The sequence below is a fragment of the Pseudomonas sp. SJZ078 genome (genome assembly GCF_007828255.1).
Lineage (GTDB): Bacteria > Pseudomonadota > Gammaproteobacteria > Pseudomonadales > Pseudomonadaceae > Aquipseudomonas.
Genome location: NZ_VIUG01000019.1, coordinates 17,114 through 42,316 on the forward strand (window position 1 = coordinate 17,114; position 25,203 = coordinate 42,316).

The following is a 25,203-nucleotide window of genomic DNA, read 5'->3' on the forward strand; positions in this document are numbered from 1 at the left end:
AGCAATGCTAATGGGCAGGCTGCACACGCAACATGAGATCGTTCAGCGTATAGGTATCCAGGAACGCTTTGACCTCAATAACCTCCCCCTCCTTGAACGTCATGTGCCATAGGTAAGTATTGTTATAGGGTTTGCGATCTCGAGCGGTGGCCTCCCCTTTCCAGAGAACAACCACCACATCGCCCTCGGCAATAATGCTCTGGACACGGGGAGAAATGGGTGTCGCCAACCGAGCACTGATAGGGCGTACGGCCTGCTCCATCAACTCCGTCTTGCTGTTGTACACCGCTGAAACCGGACTGGATCCGGCGACGATCCATCTGGCATCAGGCGCCAGCAGATCGAACACCGTGCCTTTACCTTGCTGCCAGTTCGTGAATGCCTCGCGTACCAAATGCGTATTGGTGCGTTGGGTCGATGTTTGCGCAGCCGAAACTGTACCTATCGAAAGCAGCAGGCACAGTGCAACAGCCTGAAGACGCAGCGTCAAACTCATCCATGGGCCCATGATGTTCTCCTGCAGTGGACGGATCTCAGGAGAACCTTACCGGTACGCGCCCGGAAGCTTTTGCTCGAAGCTGCTGCTAACTTGCCTGATGCTGTCTGGCAAACTCGCAGAGATGGGCATGTCCGGGCCGAGTTTCGTTTCGCGACCTATTACTGAACATATTTGGACAAAGTTGCCTTGAGCGCATCAGAGACGAGCGCAACCAGAATCGGCTGAGCATTGGCCTGCATGTAGCGACCTATTCCGGCTTGCCGTTTTTTCACTTCCGGCGCGTACTGTGAAGCGCGACCTTGCGAAACGAGCGATGCCAACTCTTCCTCGGAGAAAGATTTCTCATAGGCTCTGGCAAGGCTCTCATCCCACTTGGGCTGGTATCGCGGCAGCAGCGCATTGATTTCGTCGGATAACGCACTGTTCGCACTGGCATTACCGAGCTTATCGGCGATCGTCACGTAGGTTGTCGTGCTCTTTGCTGTCAACAGTGCAAGGGAGGGGAGTTTCTTGCCCAGCCCAGTTTGGGCAACGAGTGTACGCGCCTCGTCAAGCGAAGCTGCATTAGCGTGCACAGTAGTCGAACACGCGAAGAGTAGTATCAATGCGACAACTGTCGACGAAATCCTTTTCATGTTGCCATCTCCAATCGGCGAGCAATGGGTTTCAGAGTAGTTTCATCCCTCACGCCATGCCACCGCGGAATCGCCGTACGGTCGGTTTTCTTATCCCAGTAGATAGCAAAAGGCCCCTGATTTTATTGAAAAATCATGGGCCTTGCCTGCATCGAATGAGGGCGTGGATTGGCACGTCTGGATTCTGGCTCGCCGACTTGGAAGCGTTCGAACGGGAGGGATTTTTCCTGAAACGCAGATACGAAAAAGCCCTGAATAATCAGGGCTTTTTCGTATGAATGTGGCGGTGAAGGAGAGATTCGAACTCTCGATACAGTTTCCTGTATACACACTTTCCAGGCGTGCTCCTTAAGCCACTCGGACACTTCACCGTGTCTCGGCAAACTGTTCAGTCTGTCGAGGCGCGCTAATGTAGTCGAAAGCCTTTCCGATGGCAAAGCTTTTTTTCAGAATTTTCATGCGGTTAAGGTGTTTCGGGATTTCAAACGCGACGGAACAGGGCAAACCGGCCAATCTCCGGTCGACATCTATGCCGCCTGAAGGATGCAGACACGGCCGCCCGGGCAGGACAGACTGTTTATACGGCCCGGAGCTGACCGGTGAGTCAGTCACGGCGCTTTACCTGATCCGCAACGGTGGGTAACGTTTGCGGCAATTCTTCTACAAGGAATGCGTCATGAGCGACCTGATTGCCTACCATCTCGAAGACGGTATCGCGACCCTGACCTTGAACAACGGCAAGGTCAATGCCATCTCACCGGACGTCATTGCCGCGTTCAACGCTGCATTGGATCAGGCGACGGAGGATCGGGCGATCGTGATCATCACCGGGCAACCGGGGATCTTGTCGGGTGGTTATGATTTGAAAGTGATGACGGCCGGGCCCAAAGAGGCGGTAGGCCTGGTCACTGCCGGTTCGACCCTCGCCCGTCGCCTGTTGTCACACCCCTTCCCCGTCGTTGTCGCTTGCCCAGGCCACGCCGTGGCGAAAGGCGCATTCCTGCTGCTCTCGGCAGACTACCGAATCGGCGTGGACGGGCCATTCAGCATTGGCCTGAATGAAGTGCAGATCGGCATGACCATGCATCACGCCGGCATCGAGCTGGCCCGTGATCGCTTGCGCAAATCCGCGTTTCATCGCTCGGTCATCAATGGCGAGATGTTCAACCCACAGAGCGCCGTAGACGCGGGCTTCCTCGATAAGGTGGTGTCGGCGCAAGAGTTGCAGAATGCGGCGCTGGAAGCGGCGCGCCAACTGCAGAAAATCAACATGAAAGCGCATAAAAATACCAAGCTGAAAGTGCGCAAGGCACTGCTGGAAGCGCTGGACACGGCGATCCTGCTGGATCAGGAATACCAGGGCTAGCCCCTGTTTATCCTGCACTCTTGTGGGAGCGAATCTGCTCGCTCCCACAAAAGCTGAGGCCGCTCTAGCCTGCGGCTCTCCTCCGTTGAACACATGCGCTCGAAGATCGCCCATCTCCTCCCTCTATAGGGACAATTGCCGAAAACAGTGCACATTCGTACACTGCCCCACCTTTTGTTCCGGCGGGCCTGTGGATGTTGTTCGTACTGCGTATGTCGTTGATGGCTCTGCACTTTCTCGTAGCAGGGGTGCTGGGTATGATCCTCGGGGTGTGCCGCCCCTTCAACCCGGACAACAGCCGTTTATGCGCAAGGTTGTATGCGCGGCCCGCCATGTGGATTCTGGGTCTACGGGTCATGGCCGATGTCGATACGCTGCGGGATAAACCCCAGAGTTGCGTGATAATCGCCAACCACCAATCCAATTATGACCTGTTCGTGTTCGGCAACGTGGTGCCCCACCGCACCGTGTGCATCGGCAAGAAGAGCCTGAAGTGGGTACCGCTGTTCGGGCAGTTGTTCTGGCTGGCGGGTAACGTGTTGATCGACCGGAGCAATGCGATCAAGGCGCGCCGCGCCATACAGACCACGACCCATACTCTGCAGCATGAACAAACCTCCATCTGGGTATTCCCGGAAGGCACCCGGAATCTCGGTGGGGATTTGCTGCCGTTCAAGAAAGGCGCCTTTCAGATGGCGATCGACGCCGGGGTGCCGATTGTTCCGGTGTGCGTCAGCCGCTACATCAAGCACATGCACCTGAACCGTTGGCACAGCGGTGACATTCTCATACGGTCACTGCCGGCGATTCCTACGCAAGGGCTGACCCTGGACGACATGCCCCGCCTTATAGCCCAGTGCCGAGAGCAAATGCAGGCGAGCATCGCGGCGATGGACAGTCAAGTGCAGGCGGGCTGAGCACAGCCTCTCCCCACGACGAGCCCTTCTACGGGAGAACTCAGCGGATTTTGCTGACTCTCAAGCAACAAGGCGCGCTAAGCTGCACGGTGCCTGCCACTGCCATTTTCCAATAAGAAGTGAACCACCATCATGGGTAGAGTCGTTGCTGCTGCGGTCTACAGCGCCGGTAAGAAAATCACCAATATCACCCTCGACGAGGGCAGCGCCTGGGCTGCAAAACCAGGGCACTTTGTGTGGATCGGCCTGGAAGAGCCCAGTGTCCAGGAGCTGACCAATCTGCAGCGTCAGTTCAACCTGCACGAACTGGCGATAGAAGATGCCATGGAGAAGCATAGCCGCCCCAAGCTCGAGACCTTCGGCGATGCGCTGTTCATTGTCACGTATTCACCGATACGCAAGGACGGCAAGCTGCAGTTCATCGAAACCCATATTTTCGCCGGCAAGGGCTACATCATCACTGCCCGTAATGGACACTCGGCTTCCTACGCTTATGTCCGACAACGCTGTGAGGCTCGACCACTCCTGCTGGAGCATGGGGAAGATTTCGTACTCTATGCCATCCTCGATTTCGTGATTGAAAACTATCAGCCGATGGGTGAAGCCATTCATAACGAGATCGATGAGCTCGAGCACCACGTGCTGTGCAGTGCCTTGAACGAACGGGACATCCAGAAACTGCACAGCTTGCGTCGGGACGTGCTGCGCCTGCGCCGCTACGCAGCGCCGATGGTGGAAATCAGCGAGGAATTGCAGAAGCTGAACTTTCCTTTCATCGACAAGAACATGCGCCCGTACTTCCGCGATGTGCAGATCCACGTCACACGACAGATGGAAGACCTGACGACCTTGGCGGACATTGCCAGCCAGACCATCGAAGTCGGCGTGCTGCTCGAAGCATCACGCCAGAGCGTGGTGCAGCGCAAGTTCGCGGCATGGGCGGCGATCCTGGCGTTTCCGACGGCGGTAGCCGGGATCTACGGGATGAACTTCCAGGACATGCCGGAGCTGAGTTGGCACTACGGCTATTTCACGGTGCTGGGAGTAATTACCGTGGGATGCACCGCGCTGTGGGCCAGCTTCAAGCGGTCGGGGTGGTTGTAAGCAACTGCAAGCTGAGGATTGCACAACTTGCCGCTTGAAGCTTGCAACTTGCCGCTTACAGCGGCTTGTGAGCGACGAAACGCATCATCCACTCTGCCACGGTCGTGCCGTGATGCTCCTGTTCCAGGCTCGCCACGCCCTGGCTGTAGACCTGCTCGCCAAGGTGTTGCTGGCGCAGGTCAAGCAGCGCCCGGGAGTAATCGTGGATGAATTCGGGATGGCCCTGGAAGCACAGCACCTGATCATTGATGTGGTAGGCGGCATACGGGCAGAAGTCGCTGGAGGCGATGACCGTAGCGTTTTCGGGTAGCTGAGTGACCTGGTCCTGATGGCTGATCAGCAGAGTCAGTTCCTCCATTACCGGGCTCATCCATGGAGCCTTGGCTGCGAGCTTGTAGCGATGCGTGCCGACGCCCCAGCCCTGGGTCGCGCGTTCGGTCTTGCCGCCCAGCAACAGCGCCAGCAACTGGTGGCCGAAGCAAATACCCAACAGCTTGTCGCCACGTTGGTAGCGCTCCAGCAGATACTTCTTGAGGGTTTGAATCCAGGGATCGGTACCAAAGGAATCGGCCTTGCTACCGGTTACCAGGTAGGCGTCGAACACCTCATCATCGCTCGGGTACTGCCCTTCCACGACGTTGTACACGACGAAATCGGCCGCGACCGGCTGTTGTGAGAACAGCCGCTGGAACATCTGCCCGTAACCCTGATATTGATCGACCAGCTCCGGGCGCAGGATATCGGTTTCGAGGATGCAGATGCGTAGGGACATAAAAAATACCTGACACGGTGATGGGAATATTGCACACCCCAGAGCCTGCCTTGAAACACCCCGCAAGGCAAGCCCCCCCGCTGTCAGAACAATGACTGCCTGGCGGCTTTTTCCAGCAACAGGGCCGGGGGCGAGAAACGTTCGCCATATTGCTCGGCCAGGTACTGGGCCCGGGCGATAAAGTCCTGCAGGCCGTACTGGTTGATGAATTGCAACGCACCGCCGGTCCAGGTCGCGAAGCCGATCCCGAAGATCGAGCCAACGTTGGCATCGGCCGTCGACCTGAGCACGCCCTCCTCCACGCAACGCACGGTTTCCAGGGCCTGGATAAACAGCAAGCGATCACGGATGTCCTGGGGCGGAATCTGCCTGTCGACATCCTCGAAAAGGCGTTTGAGCTGCGGCCACAGATGTTTTTGTCCACCGACCGGGTATTCATAGAAACCGGCCCCGGCAGCTTTGCCCGGCCGCTGGTACTCCTTGAGCAACACGTCAATCACGGCGAACGCCGGATGCTCAATCGGCGTTCTCCCTTCTGCTTGAAGGTCCTTGGCGGTTTCGGCACGAATATGACTGATCAGGTTGAGGGAAACTTCGTCGGAAACCGCCAGAGGCCCGGCCGGCATCCCGGCCTTGCGGGCCTCGGTTTCGATCATCGGCGCACTCACCCCTTCACCGAGCATGGCGATGCCCTCATGGATAAAGGTGCCGAAGACACGCGACGTGAAGAAACCGCGGCCGTCATTGACCACAATCGGCGTCTTGTTGAGCTGCAGGACGAAATCGAAACCACGAGCCAAGGTTGCATCGCTGGTGTGAACGCCCCTGACAATTTCCACCAGGGGCATTTTTTCCACCGGACTGAAGAAATGCAGGCCGATGAACTTCGCCGGGTCGGCAATCGCAGCAGCCAGGCCGGTGATAGGCAACGTTGAGGTATTGGAGGCCATCACCGCATCCGGCCCCGCTACCGCATGGGCGGCCGCCGACACCCTGGCTTTCAGGTCACGATCCTCGAACACCGCCTCGATAATCAGATCGCAACCGGACAGCTGCGCATCGTTGTCAGTGGTATGAACCCGCGCCAGCGTGATTTCACGTTGCTGCACGGTGATCTGCCCGCGGGCGACTTGCTTGTCCAGCAGCGCGGCCAAACGGGCCTTGCCCTGCTCCGCGGCGGACAGATCGATATCCTTGAGGACCACCTCGATCTCGGCCAGGGCGCAGACACAGGCAATGCCGGCCCCCATCATGCCAGCCCCGAGCACAGCGACTTTTTTTGTCAGATAAGGCGCATACCCGTGCGGGCGCGAACCTCCGGCCTTGATCTCGTTGAGCTGGAACCAGAAGGTGCCGATCAGGTTCTTGGCGATCTGCCCCGTGGTCAATTCAGTGAAATAGCGGGTCTCGATCAGGTGCGCCGCGTCATAACCCACCTGGGCACCTTCCACCGCGGCACAGAGGATTTTCTCCGGCGCCGGCAAGCAGCCCTGGGTCCGGTTGCGCAGGATCGAAGGGGCAATCGCCAGCGTCTGCATGACACTCGGATCGGACGGCGTCCCCCCGGGAATCCGATAGCCCTTTACGTCCCAAGGCTGGACCGCGTCCGGGTTGGCGAGGATCCAGGCCCGCGCCTTGGCCAGCAGTTCATCACGATCAACCGCCAGCTCATCGATCAACCCGGCCTGCAGCGCTTGTCGAGGGCCAAACCGCTTGCCTTCGAGCAGATACGGCAAGGCCTTTTCCAGACCTAGCAGGCGCACCATCCGCACCACTGCGCCGCCGCCCGGCAACAGGCCCAGGGTGACTTCCGGCAGCCCGATCTGCACCGACGGATGATCCAGCGCCACTCGATGATGGCAAGCCAGGCAGATCTCCCAGCCGCCTCCGAGCGCCGCACCGTTGATGGCGGCGACCACTGGCTTGCCCAGTGTCTCAAGGACGCGCAACTGCGCCTTGAGCCCCAGGATCATCGCGTAGAAAGCCTTGGCCTCGGACTTGCCGACCGCGACCAGCTCATTGAGATCGCCGCCGGCGAAGAACGTCTTTTTGGCCGAGGTGATGATCACGCCAGCGATCGAGTCTCTTTCGGCAACCAGACGGGCAACACAGGCGGCCATGGCCTCACGGTACACAGCATTCATGGTATTGGCGCTCTGGCCAGGCAGGTCCATTGTCAGGACGACGATTCGGTCCTGGCCGGTTTCGTAACGAATGGCAGCGGTCATTGAGCAAGTCCTTCAGAGGCGTTCGATCACAGTGGCAATGCCCATCCCGCCACCCACACACAACGTCGCCAGGCCGTAGCGCAGGCGACGCACCTCCAGCTCATCGAGCAGGGTACCGAGAATGGCGCACCCCGTTGCCCCCAAGGGGTGCCCCATGGCGATGGAGCCACCGTTGACGTTGACCCTGGCAGGGTCGATGGCCATGTCCCTGATGAACTTGAGCACCACCGAGGCGAAGGCTTCGTTGACCTCGAACAGGTCGATGTCCTCCACCCGCAACCCGGCCTTGGCCAAGACTTTGCGGGTGGCCGGCGCCGGACCGGTGAGCATGATGGTCGGATCGGTGCTGGTGACGGCCGTGGCGATGATCCGCGCCCGAGGCTGCAGGCCCAAGGCGCGTCCCTTGGCTTCAGAGCCGATCAGCATCAGCGCCGCGCCATCGACGATCCCGGAACTGTTGCCGGGCGTATGCACATGGTGGATCCGCTCGACATGGCTATAGACCCGCAGCGCCGTGGCATCGAAGCCCAGCTGGCCCATGGTTTCGAAACTCGGCTTGAGCCTGCCCAGGCCTTCGAGAGTGGTGTCGACACGGATGAATTCGTCGTGGTCCAGCAGCACGATGCCGTTCTGATCTCGAACCGCTACCAGAGACCTGTTGAAAGAGCCGTCGGCCCGAGCCCGCCCGGCTTTTTTCTGGGAGTTCAGTGCGTAAGTATCAACATCTTCGCGACTGAAGCCTTCCAGTGTGGCGATCAGGTCGGCACCGATGCCTTGGGGAACGAAGTGCCCTTGCAGGTTGGATTGCGGATCCAGCGCCCAGGCGCCGCCGTCGCTGCCCATCGGCACCCGAGACATCGACTCGACACCACCGGCCACCACCAGGTCCTCGAACCCGGAGCGCACTTTCATGGCGGCCAGGTTCACCGCTTCGAGGCCCGAAGCACAGAACCGATTGAGCTGGACACCTGGAACGCTGACATCCCAGCCGGCTATCAGGGCGGCGGTCTTGGCGATGTCGGCCCCCTGTTCGCCTACCGGCGTCACGCAACCGAGCACGACGTCATCGACCTGACTGGTGTCCAGGTCCATGCGCTGCTGCAAGGCTTGAAGCAACCCTCCCACCAGGTTCACCGGCTTGACACTGTGCAGGGCGCCATCGGCCTTGCCCTTGCCACGGGGGGTGCGCAAGGCATCGAAAATCAAAGCTTGGGTCATGACATCCTCGAAACCACGACAGATAACGCGATGCTCCTACCATAAGCCCAGCGGCCCCGGATTCAATGACCCGAGCGCTCAAGGGCATTGACGACCACAGTCAGACGAACGGTAGCCTGCTATCGGGTTAACCGATTCAGGAACGCAAGCTGTCTAGCTAAAGGACCGGCAAGAAGGTGGCAATAGGCCTCATAGCTTTTTTATAACGACTTCTTTGAAACTGATACGAATTGGATCTAAGCCAACGCGGCTGCGGCCCCTAATGTAATCCTTGTACAAGAGAGTCGTCGGGTTTTGCCGAGGCGCTTGTCAGACAGGAAGTGCACTGCCAGCCGCCACGGAGTTATGAAGGCTGGCCTCAGGAAATAACAAAAAAGGCGGGGCAGCCATGTTCAAACACTCGAAAGTTCGTCAAGCCGGACTCATTCTCTTCGCCACCACGCTGCTATTGATTCTGCCGAATATTCCCAAGGTGATCGGCTGAGTATTGCGTGCGGGTGCCTGCATCAACCGTGAGCGGTATCGCTATCGATCGTGTCACTAAAAAATGTGACGGGCTCGTTGTTCGAGCGGCGTTGGCTGTGCCAACCTTTGCGCCACTCTCTCGACATGGAAAGCGATCCATTGAAAGCTCTCATCCTGCTCGGGGCGTTGTTGCTCAGCACGCCCCTGTATGCCGCCCAACTGGTACTGGAGCTGGGCGCGACTGCGCGTACCTTGCAAACCGAAGAACTGCTCAAGCATCCTGAAGCGCAAACGATCCAGATACCCGACGACGTTTCCTACAAGAAACCGATGAGCTATCGCGCCGTGCCACTGACGGCGCTGCTGACCGGTGTCCAGCCGGATGATCACCTGCAAGCCGTGGCCCTGGACGGTTTCGCCGCCGAGATGTCCGCGGCGCCATTACTCAACAAGAATGGCGCACGCGCCTGGCTGGCCATCGAAAATCCAGCCGCCCCTTGGCCATCCCTGGGAGAGGGCAAGCCCAGTGCAGGACCGTTCTACCTAGTCTGGACCGATCCTCAAGCGGGTCATATCAGCCCGGAACAATGGCCATATGCGGTAGCGAGCATCAAGCGCATGTCAGCCGTGGCCGAGCGCTTCCCCGCCCTGCTGCCGGCGCCCAGCCTGGCCAAGGATGATCCGATCAACAAGGGCTTCGCGGTGTTCCAGAAGAATTGCCTGGCATGCCATCGGCTCAATGGCGCAGGCGATGCACAGTTTGGCCCGGACCTGAATATTCCCTTCAACCCCACCGAATATTTCTCGGGGGATTTCCTCAAGCGCTATATCCGTGATCCCCAGGGGCTGCGTCACTGGCCCCAAGGCAAGATGCCGGCATTTTCAGCGGCCGTGCTGCCGGACTCAGAGCTGGATCTGTTGGTGGGGTATCTGAAGCATATGGCTGGGCGTAAACAGCCGTTGAGCCAATAAGACCATCCATGTGTGGCGAGGGAGCTTGCTCCCGCTGTACACGTTGCCCGATACATAGCGTGCCGGCACGCCCAGGCTGCGGGCGCAGGCCAGGAATACATGGGTATTACCTGCCTGTGCTCGGCTACAGGCTACATACATGAAAACGGCCAACCCTAAGGTCAGCCGTTGTGTTGTGGCAGGGTATGGACATCAGGCCTGGAGACGCCGGATTTCCTGCTTCACCCCCCAACCTTCGATGACGCCGCCCAAAGGTTCCACCACCGCTTCGAAGTCTTGCTCGAAATCTCCAATGTCATCGTAAGTGGCATACATCACCCGGCTCAGTTCCAATGACCAGGCACCGTCGTCCCGTGCGCTGATCTGTGCATTCAACGACTCACCCCGAAAATGACCCGCTGCCCTGCGCGCCCGCTCCTCGTCCGGGAAAATGGCATAGAACTCGATTGGATGGAATTGTGAGAAGTCGAACCCGCCTTCTTTCATGCGGCGCAGCACACGGGTGCTGATGTCTTCTTGATAGGCTGTGCTCATGAAACGTCCTCCTCAGATCGATGGATAGACTTTCCGTCTTCCCGTGCGGCAACCCGTGGATTGCAAGCGATACGGCATCAAATGACCGTCGGGACACAAGCATGTAGCTGACAAGACCGGACCTTGGCGATCCTTTCGCTGATCTCAATTGCAGAGTAGCTGCAAGTGATGGCCACTGCCAAGCGGGACCAGGCCATGAACTTCATGAAATCGGCTTAATGTTGATGATTTCGATGCTGTGCTGGGATTTGAGATTCTTGACCGTCGGCTCGGCCGTCCGCCCTTCCAGGTCGTTGAGGTCCAACTGGGCGGGCACCGGAAGCAACCTTTCGCGAATCAACTGTGCGGCCTGTTCCATAGTGGGCTCCTGGTCATAGTCGAACTGCTCGGCGATCGCTTCGCCGTGGTCATCAACGAACGTGATTTCCCACTTTTGCATTGCTGTCTCCTCGATCAAATCATGGCCGGGCTTACCTCTATCTCGACATTTCGGGGGGAATAATCGTTCCACCGAATACCTGAATGGCACCCGTGAAAAGACCGCCTCAAGGGCGGTCCCGGGATAGACATCCATCAGGCCTGCCGATTACTTCTCGGCACGCTCCCTCAAGGCTTTCAAGGTGTTGAACGGCGCATCCACCACGAATTTGTTGGCCAGCCAGGACGGTACATCACCACCGGGCTCAGTGTGGACCTGATAGGTCACTTCGATCTGGTCCGCGCCCTTCGGTGTGAATTTCCAGAAACCGTCGACCTGGATTACTCGCACAAACCCCTGCTCTTGCGGGAGGTAGGTCGGCACGCCCTTGAGGTTGCGAGTCAGGCTGCCATCGGCGCCTTCGACGGTGGTGACTTTCAGCACCGAATCCCGGGACGTGACCGGCCACGGTGTATTGAACTGGGTGTAGGTCCAGCTCTGGTTGCCTTCGTGCTTGAGCAGCTTCTGGGTCTTGCACTCATGGATCCAGGCGCAGGCACCCGAGACATCTTCCTGCAAGGCCCGCAACTTCGTCATGGTGGTCTTCATGACGGTCACGCCGCGATAGGCCTTGTACTTGGAGCCGGCCACTTCACTGAGGGAAACCTTGATACCGTCCTGCTCCTTGGCGACCTGCCAGTCTTGCGCCTGAGCAGTTGCGGTTGCCAGAAAAGCGGTCAAGCCACACAACACAGCCATACGATGCAGCGAACCCATAGTTTTTTTCCTTATTGTCGAAGTCCGGTCATTTGAATTTCGTCATTGGGCTTCGCATTCAGCCCTGTCCATTGACCCATTACACCGCCGTGGCCTGCTCCCACCACCCGATCAACCGGATGGCTTCCTCGCTGCTGTTGCCGCAGACCTCGATGTCGGCGGCGAACCCCGAGCACACCGCCGGACGTTCCGGCAGGCCGAAGATCCGGCACAAGTTATCGACCGACAATTGCACACAACGTTCTCCCGCCGGCTTGCCATGGGGCATACCCGGGATCGACGAGCTGATGGAGGGAGCAATGCAGCAGGCACCACAGCCTTCACGGCATTTCATGACGACAACATCCTCATGGGTAACGGCCCAATAACGGAACACAGAGTAACGGCTTAAACACTCGTTTGAAATTACCGTCTGCGTGTTTTTTCGCCCAATGGGAGATGACCGAACAGTCAGCGACGAATTGCCTTCACGCTCGAAGACTTATCGCTTGAATTCAAAATCCAGGGCCGCCCCCTCCACTTCCCGGCGCTCCGAATTACGCAGCGGCAGCTGCATTTCGTTATTCAGCAAACGGCCATTGAGCTGGAACGGGTCCGGCTTCTGCCCGAACATGGACGGTAACAACGGCTCACGCTTGGGTAGCGGTACCGTTCCGGGTGGTTGCAGTTTCTGAACCATGTCATGGGGCAGACTCAGATCCAGGTTGGCTGGCGGGAGTGGAGTCTTGGCAACTTCATGGGCAGATTTGCTCTTGGAAGCAATGGGCGCGCGTTTCTTCTGCGAGGAAGCCATTTTCCCGGCTGGCGCCTTCTTCGCTGCAGGTGGCTTCTGGGACACGCTTTTCGATGGTTTTTTCGTGGCGCTGGCGGCCGGTTTTTCTTGCACCGAAGCCGCTACAACACCTGCGGCATGGAAGGCAGTCAGCAGGCCGATCAAAACCCAGGTGGCAGGAGCAATGGCTTTCATAGATACGACAGCACTTACGGCAGAGAAGTACATGCTGGCCTGATAATCCGATGCTGACAAGCCCGTCGATTCCTACAGAAAACCGCTGGCGGTCTCTTGGCACAATTGCGTGGCCAACAGCCCCAACGTCATCAAGGCCCGTTCCGCCTCGCGGTTCCAAGGGATTCCGCAGTTCAGGCGAATGCAGTGGTTGAACTGCTCGGTGTTACTGAAGATCAACCCTGGCGCGATACTGATTCCCTGTTGCAACGCCCGCACGTGCAACTCCTGGGTATTGACCCGCCCCGGCAGGCTGACCCACAGGATGAAGCCGCCGGTGGGGCGACTCATCTGCGTGCCTTCGGGAAAGTACTGCTGCACCGCCAACTGGAAAGCACTGAGATTCTTGCGGTATTCCTGACGGATATAGCGCAGATGGCGGTCGTAGCCGCCATTTTCCAGATAGGCCGCAATGCCCATCTGCGTGACGCTGCACGCTGAATGGGTACTGAACGTCTGCAGCCGCTGGATCTCCTGCTGAAACTTGCCGGCGATCATCCAGCCGATGCGTACACCTGGCGACAATGTCTTGGAAAAACTCGAACAATAAATGACCCGGTCCAGCCGATCATAAGCCTTGAGTGCTTTGGTGCGGCCCTGCTCGAACATCAGCTCGCCGTAGATGTCATCCTCGACAATCTGAATGTCGAAATCCGAAGCCAGGCGCAACAGTTGCTTCTGCCGCTCCTCGGGCATGGTGCCGCCCAGGGGGTTGCTCAGCCGCGTAGTCAGCACCAGCGCCTTGATCGACCATTGGTTGGCCGCCAGTTGCAGGGCCTCCAGGCTCATGCCGGTCACCGGGTCGCTGGGGATCTCGATGACTTTGAGACCCAACAGATCCGCCAGTTGCAGCAAACCGTAGTAAGTCGGCGATTCGGCGGCGATCAGATCCCCAGGCCGGGTCAGTACCCGCAGGGACATTTGCAGCGCATCCACGCAACCGTGGGTAATCACCACCTCGGAAGGGTCCACCACGACACCGGCATCACGCATGCGAATCGCCACCTGGCGACGCAACGGTTCGAAACCCGGGCTGAACATATAGCTGAACGCCCGCGGACTGTGGAAGCGCGTGACCTTGGCCAATTGCTGATGCAGTGCCCGTACAGGCAGGTAATCCACACTCGGCACCGCCGCGCCCAATGGAAATACCCCTTCGCGACGGGACTCGACCAGTACCTGCTGGATGATACTGCTGCGCGTGACCAACCCCGGACGCTCTACCCGGGCGATATCCGGTGTCGGCGCCGTCAGCGCCGGCGTCTGGTGCACGTAATACCCCGATTGCGGCCGGGCACGAATCAGCCCCTGATCCTCAAGGTTGGCGTAGGCCTGTAGCACCGTCGCATGGCTGACGTTGAGCTGCGAACTCATCTTGCGCACCGACGGCACACGTTCGCCGGGCTGATACACACCCCGACGGATGTCTTCGGCCAGTTGCTGAGCAATACGTTGGTAGAGCAAGAGGTTGGTCATGACGCAGCACTCGATTTCGCGGGCATGTTGTTCTTGTAGGAAACGATACCGGAACAGTTTAGAAGTGTACGGGGACAGTTGCCAGATTACTCGACCGTACAGTGCGGTGACAGCCCCAACTGTGCGCGAGTGTATGAGCCACGAGCACAAAAAAACCCGGCGCTCCTCAGAGGCCGGGTTTTCCAGTGACGCAGCCCTTAGCGAGCAGCGCCGAGCTGGCCCTTCTCATCGGAGAACACAATTTCAACCCGACGGTTCTGCGCCCTGCCACGCTCGGTGGCGTTGACGTCCACCGGGAACTCGTCGCCGTAGCCTTCGACCTGGATGCGCTTGTCATCGATCCCCAGATCTATCAGCACATCCGCCACCGCCTGCGCGCGGTCCCGGGACAGCTTGAGGTTCTCCTGCTTGCCGCCAGTGCTATCGGTATAGCCTTCGATGCGCACCACCCGCTTGGGGTTGAGTTGCAGGAACTGCACGATCTTGAGCACGACCCGGTTGGCCGAGTTCTTCAATTCAGCCTCGCCGGTGTCGAACAGCACATCACCGAGGGTCATTACCAGGCCGCGATCGGTCTGGGTGGTGGTCATCTCCATGATCTGCTCTTCCAGCCATTTGCCCTGTTGCTGAACACTGAGCAACTTGGATTCGCGCAACGCCAGTTGCAGGCGCTGGCGCTCCAGTTCGAGCTTCGCCGCACGCTCTTCGTTAAGCACCTGGTTACTGTGCTCCCGGGCGATTTCACTGTAGCGCTGGCTGAGGTAGGCGTAATGCAATACATCCTCGCCGCTGCCCCAGTAGCTGGACAGGCGATCGGCCCGGGCCAGCGACTCGCCAGCGCGAATCACATCCCTGGGCGCTGCGCGCAGGACGTTGGCGTCTTCCTTCACTTTCTGGAAATCGGTACTGGCTTTTTCCAGTGCCGCTTCACTGCGCTGACCCGCGCAGCCGTACAAGCTGGCCAGGCCCGCCAGGATCAAACCGCCAAACACATGGGAGGGCTTCATTGGGCATCCTCCCTCAGTTGTTTACGCAAGCGCTTGATGCGGGTGTCGAGCACGTTCAGTTGCTCCTGGCTCTTGAGGGTCAGCACCTTCGCCTCGGCCAGACGTGCGTCCAGCTCGGCCTGCTCGGCACGCATGCGTGCCTTTTTGTACGACTCATCGATCAGATTGGATTTTGCGCGGGCGAACTTTTCTTCCGCCAGCTTCAATTCAGGTACTTCGTCGGCGTTGGCGCCCACGGCCCGGGCTTGTTCCAAGGCCTGTTCAGTCAGGCGGATCTGTTCATTCGGCGCCGGATCGGCTGCGCAGCCCGCCAGAGCCAGAACGGCCAGGGCAGCGAAAAGAGGTCGAATAGTCACTAATATTCCCTACTGTTTTGGGGCGCCGACAGGTGGCTGCAACTGTGTGTTCCAACGCTCGAGATTGCGCTGCAACACAGCCTCCGTCAGGCCGGACGCGGCCAATTCTGTCATCTTTTGCGCCAGCTGTCCGCGCAACCATGGGTCGTTGCAGGCGGAGTCATGGGAAACCGCGACGTACAGCCCCGGTTTATCCACCGGTTGCGGAGCCGCTTGCAGGTCGTTCGCCATGCCCAGCGTCTGCGCCATTGCCAAGCCCGAGTAGCGCCCGGCGAGAACATATTCCACGTCCCCCAGCAGCAATTTCTGAAAGGCCTGGGTCAGGTTGGAGGTGCGGACCAGGGTCAATTTCTGCTCGGCAAAAAGACCGAATTCCTGGGTCATACGAGCCTTTTCCGACAAGGCACCGGGATGATCGTGCAGGTCCTCGGGCCGATTGATGACCAGTGGAGAATCCTTGCGGGTCCAGACCAGGTAATCGTTCTCCAGCACCGGAGGATGAACATAATCCAGGAAATCGAGCCAGGTGGGCGTCAGCGAAGCATCGGCGAGCAGGTCAATGCGCCCGCTGCGCACTTCCTCCAGCGCCTGGGCGCGCTTGCCGGCATAGAGCACGTCGACCTTGATGCCCAACTCTCCCGCCACTTGGACCAGCAGGTCGGCACTGGCACCGATCAAGTGCTTGGGATCCTGGGGGTCTTGCCAGAGGTAAGGCGGCGCATCAGGGCTGCCGGTGGCAATCAGCCGTTCACACTTGCCGGCGGCGACAGACAGGCCCGGGACACCCGCCAACGCCCACAGCAATGACCAGCCAGCCAAACGGCGAAGATCCATGGCGTTACGCCCCCCTTGAAAATGCAGACAATAAAAAGCCCGGCCTGAACCGTATTGCGGTCATTCAAGGATTCAGGGGCACCTTGAATGAACGGCACTACGGTCAAAGCCGGGCTCTTTATAAGTGAAGAGGCCGGATTAGACCAGCTTCTCCAACTCAGGGACTGCTTCGAACAGGTCCGCTACCAGGCCGTAATCGGCCACCTGGAAGATCGGTGCTTCTTCGTCCTTGTTGATCGCGACGATCACCTTGGAGTCCTTCATACCGGCCAGATGCTGGATCGCCCCGGAGATACCGACGGCGATGTACAGCTGCGGCGCAACGATCTTGCCGGTCTGGCCGACCTGCATGTCGTTGGGTACGAAACCTGCGTCGACCGCAGCGCGAGAAGCGCCGACGGCAGCGCCCAGCTTGTCGGCCAGGGCGTACAGGTGCTTGAAGTTGTCGCCGTTCTGCATGCCGCGGCCGCCGGAAACGACGATCTTGGCAGCGGTCAGCTCAGGACGATCGGACTTGGCCAGTTCTTCGTTGACGAAGCTGGAAATGCCGGCGTCGTGGGCCGCGCTGACGGCTTCGACAGCGGCGGAACCACCTTCGGCAGCAACCGGGTCGAAACCGGTGGCGCGGACGGTGATGACCTTGATCGCAGCGGTCGACTGCACCGTGGCAATGGCGTTACCGGCATAGATCGGACGCTGGAAGGTGTCGGCGCTTTCCACCGAGATGATCTCGGAGATTTGATCGACGTCCAGGGCCGCGGCAACGCGCGGCAGGATGTTCTTGCCGTTGGAAGTAGCGGCAGCCAGGATGTGGCTGTAGCCCTTGCCCAGCTCGGCTACCAATGGCGCAACGTTTTCCGGCAACTGGTGCGCATAGGCGGCGTTATCGGCCGACAGCACTTTTGCCACGCCGGCGATTTTCGCGGCGGCTTCGGCAACGGCGCCAGCGCCCTGCCCGGCTACCAGAACGTGGATGTCGCCGCCGATTTTGGCAGCAGCAGCAACGGTGTTCAGCGTGGCCGGGGCCAGCGCATTGTTGTCGTGTTCAGCGATTACCAAGATAGTCATAGTTAGATTACCTTCGCTTCGTTTTTCAGTTTCTCGACCAGTTCAGCCACCGACTTGACCTTGATGCCCGCGCTGCGTGCAGCCGGCGCTTCGACTTTCAGGGTCTTGTTGGTGGAGGCGGTGGAAACGCCCAAAGCGTCAGGAGTCAGCACTTCAAGCGGCTTCTTCTTGGCTTTCATGATGTTTGGCAGGGACGCGTAGCGCGGCTCGTTCAAACGCAGGTCGGTGGTGACGATGGCCGGCAGTTTCAGGGAAACGGTCTGCGCGCCGCCGTCGATTTCGCGGGTCACGGCAACGCTGTCGCCGGACACTTCGACTTTCGACGCAAAGGTGCCCTGACCGTAGCCGCTCAATGCTGCGAGCATCTGGCCGGTCTGGTTGTTATCGCTGTCGATGGCTTGTTTGCCGAGGATCACCAGCTGTGGCTGTTCCTTGTCGACAACGGCCTTGAGCAGCTTGGCCACGGCCAGGGAAGTCAGCTCTTCGGCGGATTCGACGAGGATGGCGCGATCGGCACCCAGCGCCAGCGCCGTGCGCAGTTGCTCCTGGGCGGTGGTCGGGCCGATGGAGACGACGACGATTTCAGTCGCCACGCCTTTTTCTTTCAGGCGTACGGCTTCTTCCACGGCGATTTCGCAGAAAGGGTTCATCGACATCTTGACGTTGGCGAGGTCGACGCCGGAGTTGTCCGCCTTGACGCGAACCTTGACGTTATAGTCGACCACTCGTTTGACAGCTACAAGAACCTTCATGGATTCCTCGTTACTCTCCGGTGAAAAGAAAGTCGCCTAGGCGAACCTGGCGGTTGATGCTCATGGGCGCAAGGGCACCTCTAAAAACGCCGGCATGAACCACACATGACTCTTGCTCACGGAGTGAAGACCTTTCGTCGATGGGGACCGATGAGTCATTCATTATCGCGGCGTGTAAACTGCGCGTCCTAACACGCAGTACGTCACTTTGTGCTGCCTTCGCCCTGTCTTTAGAGGTGCTCTTGAAACCAACAGTCAGCCTACGGCGAGCGCAAAACCGCCCGTATCTTGACCGGAACGCCTATTCCGGTCAATACGGCAAAATGGCCAGTCATAAGCCGCACGTCGGTGATTTATCTGGGCTGCGGCTATTTCAAACAAACGTTTGTATTGGACCCTGAGAGTGGTGTAGATATAATGCGCCCCCAAGAGAGAAGCGTGGGTCATCCATTGTCGCTTTCGTCGTTTTCCCGAAGGAAACAATGGATGCAACGCCCAACCTCCAATTAGAAAAACCGTGAGCCTTGAGAGTAGGAGATAGCCTGTGGAACGCGAATACATGGAATTCGACGTGGTCATCGTCGGTGCCGGCCCCGCTGGCCTGTCTGCCGCCTGCCGCCTGAAGCAGAAGGCCGCCGAAGCCGGTAAGGAAATCAGCGTCTGCGTGGTGGAAAAAGGCTCCGAAGTCGGTGCACACATCCTTTCCGGCGCGGTGTTCGAACCCCGCGCCCTGAATGAACTGTTCCCGGACTGGAAAGAACTCGGCGCACCGTTGAACACGCCAGTCAAGCGCGATGACATTTATGTCCTGAGGAATGCCGACACTGCGAACAAAATCCCTGACTTCTTCGTGCCCAAGACCATGCACAACGAAGGCAACTATATTATTTCCCTCGGCAATCTTTGCCGTTGGCTGGCCCAGCAGGCCGAGAACCTGGGCGTGGAAATCTACCCGGGTTTCGCCGCCCAGGAAGCGCTGTTCGACGAAAACGGCGTGGTTCGCGGGATCATCACCGGCGACCTGGGTGTCGACCGTGAAGGCCACCCGAAGGAAGGCCTCTACACGCCTGGCATGGAACTGCGCGGCAAGTACACGCTGTTCGCCGAAGGCTGCCGTGGTCACATCGGCAAGCAGTTGATCAAGCGTTTCAACCTGGACAGCGATGCCGACGCCCAGCACTACGGCATCGGCCTGAAGGAAATCTGGGAAATCGACCCGGCCAAGCATCAACCTGGCCTGGTGGTGCACACCGCCGGTTGGCCGCTGGACATCATGGGTACCGAGAACACCGGCGGTTCCTTCCTCTATCACCTGGAAAACAACCAAGTGGTCGTAGGTCTGATCGTCGACCTGTCCTACAGCAACACCTACCTGTCGCCATTCGACGAATTCCAGCGCCTCAAGCATCACCCGGTGCTCAAGCAGTACCTGGAAGGTGGCAAGCGCGTCAGCTACGGCGCCCGCGCCATCTGCAAGGGCGGCCTGAACTCCCTGCCGAAAATGGTTTTCAAGGGCGGTGCGCTGATCGGTTGCGACCTCGGCACGCTGAACTTCGCCAAGATCAAAGGCAGTCACACCGCCATGAAATCCGGCATGCTCGCCGCCGATGCCGTGGCTGATCGCCTGTTCGCCGAGTCCGAAGGCGGTGATGAACTGACCGCTTATGTCGACAGCTTCAAGAACAGCTGGCTGTACGAAGAGCTGTTCGCCAGCCGCAACTTCGGCGCAGCGATCCACAAGTACGGCGCTATCGTCGGTGGCGGTTTCAACTGGCTCGACCAGAACATCTTCGGCGGCAAGCTGCCGTTCACCCTGCATGACAACAAGCCCGACTACGCTTGCCTGAAGCTGGCGGCCGATTGCAAGAAGATCGACTACCCGAAACCGGACGGCAAGATCAGCTTCGACAAACTCAGCTCGGTGTTCATCTCCGGTACCAACCATGAAGAAGAACAACCCTGCCACCTGAAGCTGACCGACCCGAGCATCCCCCTCGGCAAGAACCTGCCCTTGTACGACGAACCGGCCCAGCGCTACTGCCCGGCCGGCGTGTATGAGGTGGTGACCAAGGAAGACGGCGAGAAGCGCTTTCAGATCAACGCCCAGAACTGCGTCCACTGCAAGACCTGCGATATCAAGGACCCGGCCCAGAACATCACCTGGGTCTCGCCGGAGGGCGCCGGTGGGCCGACTTACCCGAACATGTAAGCCGATTCGCTGAACATCAAGGCCCCCGCAATGGGGGCCTTTTTGTTGCGTGCGGTTCTAACAACCACCTAAAACCGATGTGGGAGCCTGCTCGCGATAGCGTTTGATCATTCAACATCTACGTCGGCTGACATACCGCTATCGCGAGCAGGCTCGCTCCCACAGGGATTGGCGCTGGATCAGGCGGCGCGCTCCTCCCCTGGGTTGCGCTCGAAGTAGCGCTTGTACTCCCGGCTGAACTGCGACGAGCTCTGGTAACCCACCTGATGTGCGACCTGGGCCACACCCATGCCCTCGCTGAGCAACAGCCGCTGCGCCTTGAGCAGGCGCAATCGCTTGAGATATTGAACCGGCGATAGCAAGGTGCTGCGCTTGAAATGTTCATGAAAGGTCGAGGCACTCATGTTCGCGCAGTTGGCCAGCGTCTCGACGTTCAGCGGTTCGGTGAAGTGCGCGTGCAAATGACACAACGCGGCAGCGATCCGGGCGAACTGCCCATGCTGCTCCACCAACGCCCGCAACACATCGGCCTGGGGCCCGCGCAACGCCGCGAAGAGCAATTCCCGCAACCGCGCCTGGCCCATCACCTGGCATTCCAGTGGATCGTGCAGGCAGTGCAGTAACCGTTCGACACACCCTCGCATGGCGTCATCGAGCACCGCGCTGGTCATGGATTCCGGTGTCTGCGGCGGCAGGTTCCGTCCCGGCGTCAATCCCATGGCCAGCACCAACTCACCCAGCAGCGCCCGATCGATCGCCACGGAAATCCCGAGCAGCGGAGCATCGGGCATGGCGTAGGTTTCGCATTCGAACGGCACCGGCAGCGCCTGGATCAGGTAATGCCCGGCGCCGTACTCCAGCGTGCGCGGTCCCAGGTAAGCCAGTTTGCTGCCCTGGGCAATGATCACCAGGCTTGGCTCGTAGAGCTGCGGGCCACGGGCGATGTCCTGGCTGCATCGCAGCACTTGCACGCCAGGCAGCTGTGTAGGAATAAAGCCGTCACGGGTCGCCAGGGGTTCAATCAGCGAAACCAGCGCCGCGTTGGCATCGAGATAGCGGGTCAGCAACATGGGGAAAACTTCACGGAAAAAGGGATGGAAACATCATCGCAGGTCTGGCGTTCCATAGGATCAATCTACGGCCAAGGTCGGAGGATTAGGCATGACACCCGTAGGAATCGCCATCGCGGGATGCGGCCATGGCTCCCAGAATAGATCGCCTGACTGTTCATTGCTTAGCGAGGTTCTCTATGTACACTGCCATCGGATACGCTGCTCAATCGCCCACCGCGCCCCTCGCCCCCATGAAGTTCGAGCGGCGCAGCCCACAGGCCGACGACGTGGCAATCGACATTCTTTACTGTGGCGTCTGCCACTCCGATATCCACCAGGCTCGCAACGAATGGGGCATCGCCGTCTACCCGCTGATGCCCGGCCACGAGATCGTAGGCAAGGTTACCGCCGTCGGTGCAAATGTCACCCGCTATAAGATCGGTGACCTGGTAGGCGTTGGCTGCATGGTCGACTCCTGCCGTGAGTGCGAAGCCTGCCATGCCGACCTGGAGCAATACTGCTACCAGGGCATGACCCAGACCTATGCCAGCCCCGATCGTATCAGCGGCGGCCATACCATGGGTGGCTACTCCGACAGCATCGTGGTCAACGAACATTTCGTGCTGCGCATCCCCGCCGCACTCGACCCGGCCAGCGCCGCACCGATTCTCTGCGCCGGCATCACCACCTACTCGCCCCTCAAGCATTATGGCGTGAAGGCCGGTGACAACGTCGGCGTGCTCGGCATGGGCGGCCTCGGCCACATGGGCATCAAGTTCGCCAAGGCCATGGGCGCGGAAGTCACGCTGTTCACCCGTTCGGCCAGCAAGGCTGAAGAGGCCCGTCGCCAGGGCGCCGACCACGTGATCGTGTCCACCGACCCCGAGCAGATGGCCGCCGCGGCCGGACGCTTCCACTTCCTGCTGGACACCATTCCAGTGCAGCACGACCTGAACCCATACCTCAGCACCCTGCGGTTCGACGGTGTGCACATTCTGGTGGGCCTGGTCGAGCCGATCGATCCACCGGTCCACGCGGCCAATTTGATCATGGGCCGTCGGGTCCTGGCTGGCTCGTTGATTGGCGGGATCGCCGAAACCCAGGAGGTGCTGGATTTCTGCGCCGAGCACAACATCAACTGCGACATTGAAATGCTCGACATCCGCCAGATCAACGAGGCCTACAGCCGCATGATCGCCGGCGACGTCAAGTACCGCTTCGTCATCGACATGGCGACCCTCAAGGCCTGACGCCAGCCACACAGGCCACTAATCAGACCTTGGCGCCCAACTCCGCCGACAGCCGGGCTGTGACCCCTTTAACCAGGGGAATCAGCTCGGCCATTTTTTCCAGCGGCATGTACGGCACGGTGCTGGCGATGCTGATGCCGGCAACGATGCGTTTGCCCGCATCGCGGATCGGCGCCGCCACGCAACGGATCGACGGTTCGTTGTCCTCCAGGTCGAAGGCATAGCCTCCCGCCACATACTCCACCATCCGCTGCTGGAACTGTTCCCAGGATTGCTCCTGGTGCTGGGGCCAGAATTGATTCTTCCCAGCGGCCGGCAGACTGATTTCGTACAACCGCCGCCAATTTTCCTCGGGATCATCGAGCATCAGCGCCTTGCCGATACCGGTACGCGCCAATGGCATGCGATGGCCCACCCGCGAGCGCATTTCCGGGCCATTGCGCCCCGGATTCTTCAGCAGGTACAGAACCTCGTCGCCCTCACGAATCGCCAGGTGCACCGTGTCGCCGGTCAGTGCCGACAGCTCATCCAGATAGGGCCCCGCCAGGCTCACCAGTGGCAGTTCTTCCCGGGCCTGGAAACCCAGTTCGATCAACTTCGGCCCCAGCAGATAGCCCACCTGTGGCACCACGCGCAGATAACGCTCGTCCACCAGGCAACTGGCCAGGCGATGCGTGGTGCTACGGGTCGTGCCGATCAGCCGGGCGATTTCCTTCAGGTCACGGGCGCCGCTGGCAACCGCCTGCACTACACCCAGGCCGCGCAGCAACGTCTGGGTGCCTGTAGGCGCTGCGTCCTTGGTGTTTTTTGGATCGTCTTGCTGCATAGCCGGCCTTTAACAGTGAGCGGAGAACGGGCGGCATTATGGTCGCCCGCCCCGTCGGACTACAACTCGATGCGCTCGACCTTCCCGACCAGCAGGATGTAGGACAGCGCGCCCACCAGTGCCAGCACGGCGATATAGGTGATGGCCGGGGCAAACGAATCGCCGCTGGCGAGGAAACCAATGACAATCGGCGTGGCGATGGCCGCCAGATTGCCGATGAAGTTGAACACCCCACCCGTCAGCCCGAGCAACCGCGCCGGCGCCAGGGTCGACACCAGCGACCAGGTGATCGACGCCAGGCCATTGCCGAAGAACGCCAGCGCCAGGAACGCGATCACCAGTGGCGTCGATTCAACGAAGTTGGCGCCAATGATCGAGGTCGAGATCAGCAACCCGCCAATGATCGGCAGCTTTCGGGCGAACCCGACCGTGGCGCCGCGACGGATCAGCCAGTCGGAAAAGAAACCGGAACACAACACGCCGACGAACGCCGCGAGAAACGGCAACGACGCCAGCAGTCCGGACTTGATGAAGTCCATGCCGCGATATTTCACCAGATAGGTCGGGAACCAGGTCAGGAAAAACCACAGCGTGGAGTTCAGGCAGAACTGGCCCAGGTAGATGCCCCACAGCTTGCGCCGGGTCAGGACGATCCCCAGGTCGGTCCAGCTGAACTTTGCCTTGGCCTTGGCCGCCTCGGCCTGGATATCCACCAAACCGCCGCCCTCGCGAATCAGATCGATTTCAGCGGCGTTGGCGCCTTTGAAATCCCGCGGCTCGCGATACACCGCGTACCAGATCCCCGCCCAAATGATGCCAACCGCACCCGTCACTACGAACACCATGTGCCAGCCGAACCTGTGCTGCAACCAGGCCAGCACCGGCGTCAGGAAAGCCAGGCCAACGAACTGCCCGGAGGTGTAGAAACCAATGGCCGTGGCCCGCTCACGCTCGGGGAACCAAGTAGTGACCACGCGGCTGTTGATAGGATAGGCCGGCGCTTCCAGGGTCCCGACCGCCATGCGCAGCACGAACAAGGCGATGAAGCTGGCGGCGAAACCGAGCATCACCGTGGCCGCCGACCACAACAGCAACGCGACACTGTACAGAATCCGTGGCGGCACGCGGTCCACCAGCCAGCCGCCGGGAATCTGCATGGCCGCATAGGTCCAGCCGAACGCCGAGAAGATCAGCCCGACATGGATGGGGTCGATGCCCAATTCACTGGTCAGCGCGGGCGCGGCAATCGACAGGTTGCTACGGTCCAGGTAGTTGATCACCACGGTGATGAACAGCAGGATCATGATGAAAAAACGCTTGCGGCTGGGCGTCACCAACGACGCTTGCGCGCTCAGGGTGTGCGCTTGCATGTGCGGTGCCTCTTCTTATGTTTATGGAGGAAACTGACGCGTGATCAAGATCTCCTGACCTACGAAGATCAAGCTGTGGGAGCGGGCTTGCT

The 25,203-nt window shown here is 59.5% G+C and carries 25 protein-coding genes, 1 tRNA gene and 1 pseudogene; 6 read left to right on the forward strand and 21 right to left on the reverse strand.

What is annotated here, in order from left to right; all coding sequences use genetic code 11:
- Positions 1 to 7 precede the first annotated feature (7 nt).
- The 3 genes from FBY02_RS17250 to FBY02_RS17260 form a co-directional block, all read right to left on the reverse strand.
- Positions 8 to 508, reverse strand: a complete 501-nt coding sequence (locus FBY02_RS17250; RefSeq protein WP_256662530.1) for a nuclear transport factor 2 family protein — start codon at positions 506 to 508, stop codon at positions 8 to 10.
- Positions 509 to 657: 149 nt separating this feature from the next.
- Positions 658 to 1,134 carry a hypothetical protein gene (locus tag FBY02_RS17255; RefSeq protein WP_144929481.1) on the reverse strand — a complete coding sequence of 159 codons (477 nt, stop codon included), beginning with the start codon at positions 1,132 to 1,134 and terminating at the stop codon, positions 658 to 660.
- Positions 1,135 to 1,415: 281 nt separating this feature from the next.
- Positions 1,416 to 1,505: transfer RNA gene (locus FBY02_RS17260), tRNA-Ser, on the reverse strand.
- Positions 1,506 to 1,810: 305 nt separating this feature from the next.
- Between FBY02_RS17260 and FBY02_RS17265 the strand changes: the two genes are divergently transcribed.
- From FBY02_RS17265 to FBY02_RS17275, 3 genes are all read left to right on the forward strand, one after another.
- The gene (locus tag FBY02_RS17265) at positions 1,811 to 2,500 is read left to right on the forward strand and encodes a crotonase/enoyl-CoA hydratase family protein (RefSeq protein ID WP_144929482.1); all 690 of its coding nucleotides are present in this window, start codon (positions 1,811 to 1,813) and stop codon (positions 2,498 to 2,500) included.
- 194 nt (positions 2,501 to 2,694) lie between these two features.
- Positions 2,695 to 3,417 carry a 1-acylglycerol-3-phosphate O-acyltransferase gene (locus FBY02_RS17270; protein WP_144929483.1) on the forward strand — a complete coding sequence of 241 codons (723 nt, stop codon included), beginning with the start codon at positions 2,695 to 2,697 and terminating at the stop codon, positions 3,415 to 3,417.
- Between the two features lie 132 nt (positions 3,418 to 3,549).
- Positions 3,550 to 4,521, forward strand: coding sequence for a magnesium and cobalt transport protein CorA (locus FBY02_RS17275; RefSeq protein ID WP_144929484.1), 972 nt, complete (start codon positions 3,550 to 3,552; stop codon positions 4,519 to 4,521).
- Positions 4,522 to 4,576: 55 nt separating this feature from the next.
- On the opposite strand, the gene FBY02_RS17280 is transcribed toward FBY02_RS17275, so the two are convergent.
- The 3 genes from FBY02_RS17280 to FBY02_RS17290 all read right to left on the reverse strand — a co-directional run bounded on the left by FBY02_RS17280 (position 4,577) and on the right by FBY02_RS17290 (position 8,739).
- A complete protein-coding gene (locus FBY02_RS17280; RefSeq protein WP_144929485.1) occupies positions 4,577 to 5,293 on the reverse strand; it encodes an amidotransferase in 717 nt (238 codons plus the stop codon).
- A gap of 83 nt (positions 5,294 to 5,376) precedes the next feature.
- Positions 5,377 to 7,521: a 3-hydroxyacyl-CoA dehydrogenase NAD-binding domain-containing protein gene (locus FBY02_RS17285; protein ID WP_144929486.1), complete on the reverse strand. Its 2,145-nt coding sequence runs from the start codon at positions 7,519 to 7,521 to the stop codon at positions 5,377 to 5,379.
- 12 nt (positions 7,522 to 7,533) lie between these two features.
- Entirely contained in the window at positions 7,534 to 8,739 is a 1,206-nt protein-coding gene (locus FBY02_RS17290) for an acetyl-CoA C-acetyltransferase (RefSeq protein ID WP_144929487.1), read from the reverse strand.
- A 609-nt stretch (positions 8,740 to 9,348) separates the two neighbouring features.
- Between FBY02_RS17290 and FBY02_RS17295 the strand changes: the two genes are divergently transcribed.
- Positions 9,349 to 10,176: a cytochrome c gene (locus FBY02_RS17295; protein WP_178115369.1), complete on the forward strand. Its 828-nt coding sequence runs from the start codon at positions 9,349 to 9,351 to the stop codon at positions 10,174 to 10,176.
- A gap of 6 nt (positions 10,177 to 10,182) precedes the next feature.
- Here the strand turns inward: FBY02_RS17295 and FBY02_RS28440 are convergent.
- From FBY02_RS28440 to FBY02_RS17355, 12 genes and pseudogenes are all read right to left on the reverse strand, one after another.
- Positions 10,183 to 10,284 (reverse strand): annotated as a pseudogene (locus tag FBY02_RS28440) (transglutaminase domain-containing protein); the annotation flags it as partial.
- Positions 10,285 to 10,368: 84 nt separating this feature from the next.
- Positions 10,369 to 10,710 carry a ribonuclease E inhibitor RraB gene (locus tag FBY02_RS17305; RefSeq protein ID WP_053150289.1) on the reverse strand — a complete coding sequence of 114 codons (342 nt, stop codon included), beginning with the start codon at positions 10,708 to 10,710 and terminating at the stop codon, positions 10,369 to 10,371.
- A gap of 202 nt (positions 10,711 to 10,912) precedes the next feature.
- Positions 10,913 to 11,149: a hypothetical protein gene (locus tag FBY02_RS17310; protein WP_144929489.1), complete on the reverse strand. Its 237-nt coding sequence runs from the start codon at positions 11,147 to 11,149 to the stop codon at positions 10,913 to 10,915.
- Between the two features lie 147 nt (positions 11,150 to 11,296).
- The gene (locus FBY02_RS17315; protein ID WP_144929490.1) at positions 11,297 to 11,905 is read right to left on the reverse strand and encodes an START domain-containing protein; all 609 of its coding nucleotides are present in this window, start codon (positions 11,903 to 11,905) and stop codon (positions 11,297 to 11,299) included.
- 79 nt (positions 11,906 to 11,984) lie between these two features.
- Entirely contained in the window at positions 11,985 to 12,239 is a 255-nt protein-coding gene (locus FBY02_RS17320) for a YkgJ family cysteine cluster protein (RefSeq protein WP_047699159.1), read from the reverse strand.
- 147 nt (positions 12,240 to 12,386) lie between these two features.
- On the reverse strand, positions 12,387 to 12,872 hold the full coding sequence (locus tag FBY02_RS17325; protein WP_144929564.1) for a translation initiation factor 2: 486 nt from the start codon (positions 12,870 to 12,872) through the stop codon (positions 12,387 to 12,389).
- Positions 12,873 to 12,944: 72 nt separating this feature from the next.
- Positions 12,945 to 14,387, reverse strand: coding sequence for a PLP-dependent aminotransferase family protein (locus FBY02_RS17330; protein WP_024776873.1), 1,443 nt, complete (start codon positions 14,385 to 14,387; stop codon positions 12,945 to 12,947).
- 197 nt (positions 14,388 to 14,584) lie between these two features.
- Entirely contained in the window at positions 14,585 to 15,394 is an 810-nt protein-coding gene (locus FBY02_RS17335) for an OmpA family protein (protein WP_144929491.1), read from the reverse strand.
- Positions 15,391 to 15,750, reverse strand: coding sequence for a DUF4398 domain-containing protein (locus FBY02_RS17340; protein WP_144929492.1), 360 nt, complete (start codon positions 15,748 to 15,750; stop codon positions 15,391 to 15,393). Before FBY02_RS17340 ends, FBY02_RS17335 begins: the two co-directional genes overlap by 4 nt.
- Before the next feature lie 9 nt (positions 15,751 to 15,759).
- On the reverse strand, positions 15,760 to 16,584 hold the full coding sequence (locus tag FBY02_RS17345; protein WP_144929493.1) for an ABC transporter substrate-binding protein: 825 nt from the start codon (positions 16,582 to 16,584) through the stop codon (positions 15,760 to 15,762).
- 138 nt (positions 16,585 to 16,722) lie between these two features.
- Entirely contained in the window at positions 16,723 to 17,652 is a 930-nt protein-coding gene (locus FBY02_RS17350) for an electron transfer flavoprotein subunit alpha/FixB family protein (RefSeq protein WP_144929494.1), read from the reverse strand.
- A 2-nt stretch (positions 17,653 to 17,654) separates the two neighbouring features.
- On the reverse strand, positions 17,655 to 18,404 hold the full coding sequence (locus FBY02_RS17355) for an electron transfer flavoprotein subunit beta/FixA family protein (RefSeq protein WP_024776877.1): 750 nt from the start codon (positions 18,402 to 18,404) through the stop codon (positions 17,655 to 17,657).
- A gap of 544 nt (positions 18,405 to 18,948) precedes the next feature.
- Between FBY02_RS17355 and FBY02_RS17365 the strand changes: the two genes are divergently transcribed.
- On the forward strand, positions 18,949 to 20,613 hold the full coding sequence (locus FBY02_RS17365) for an electron transfer flavoprotein-ubiquinone oxidoreductase (RefSeq protein WP_144929496.1): 1,665 nt from the start codon (positions 18,949 to 18,951) through the stop codon (positions 20,611 to 20,613).
- A 179-nt stretch (positions 20,614 to 20,792) separates the two neighbouring features.
- Here the strand turns inward: FBY02_RS17365 and FBY02_RS17370 are convergent, their stop codons facing one another.
- On the reverse strand, positions 20,793 to 21,683 hold the full coding sequence (locus FBY02_RS17370; protein WP_144929497.1) for an AraC family transcriptional regulator: 891 nt from the start codon (positions 21,681 to 21,683) through the stop codon (positions 20,793 to 20,795).
- A 179-nt stretch (positions 21,684 to 21,862) separates the two neighbouring features.
- Here FBY02_RS17370 and FBY02_RS17375 point away from each other — a divergent pair, with 179 nt between their 5' ends.
- Positions 21,863 to 22,915 (forward strand): NAD(P)-dependent alcohol dehydrogenase, encoded by a 1,053-nt coding sequence (locus FBY02_RS17375; protein ID WP_144929498.1) that lies wholly within the window; start codon positions 21,863 to 21,865, stop codon positions 22,913 to 22,915.
- A 22-nt stretch (positions 22,916 to 22,937) separates the two neighbouring features.
- On the opposite strand, the gene FBY02_RS17380 is transcribed toward FBY02_RS17375, so the two are convergent.
- Positions 22,938 to 23,741, reverse strand: coding sequence for an IclR family transcriptional regulator (locus FBY02_RS17380; protein WP_144929499.1), 804 nt, complete (start codon positions 23,739 to 23,741; stop codon positions 22,938 to 22,940).
- 59 nt (positions 23,742 to 23,800) lie between these two features.
- The gene (locus FBY02_RS17385) at positions 23,801 to 25,111 is read right to left on the reverse strand and encodes an MFS transporter (protein WP_144929500.1); all 1,311 of its coding nucleotides are present in this window, start codon (positions 25,109 to 25,111) and stop codon (positions 23,801 to 23,803) included.
- Between the last annotated feature and the right edge of the window lie 92 nt (positions 25,112 to 25,203).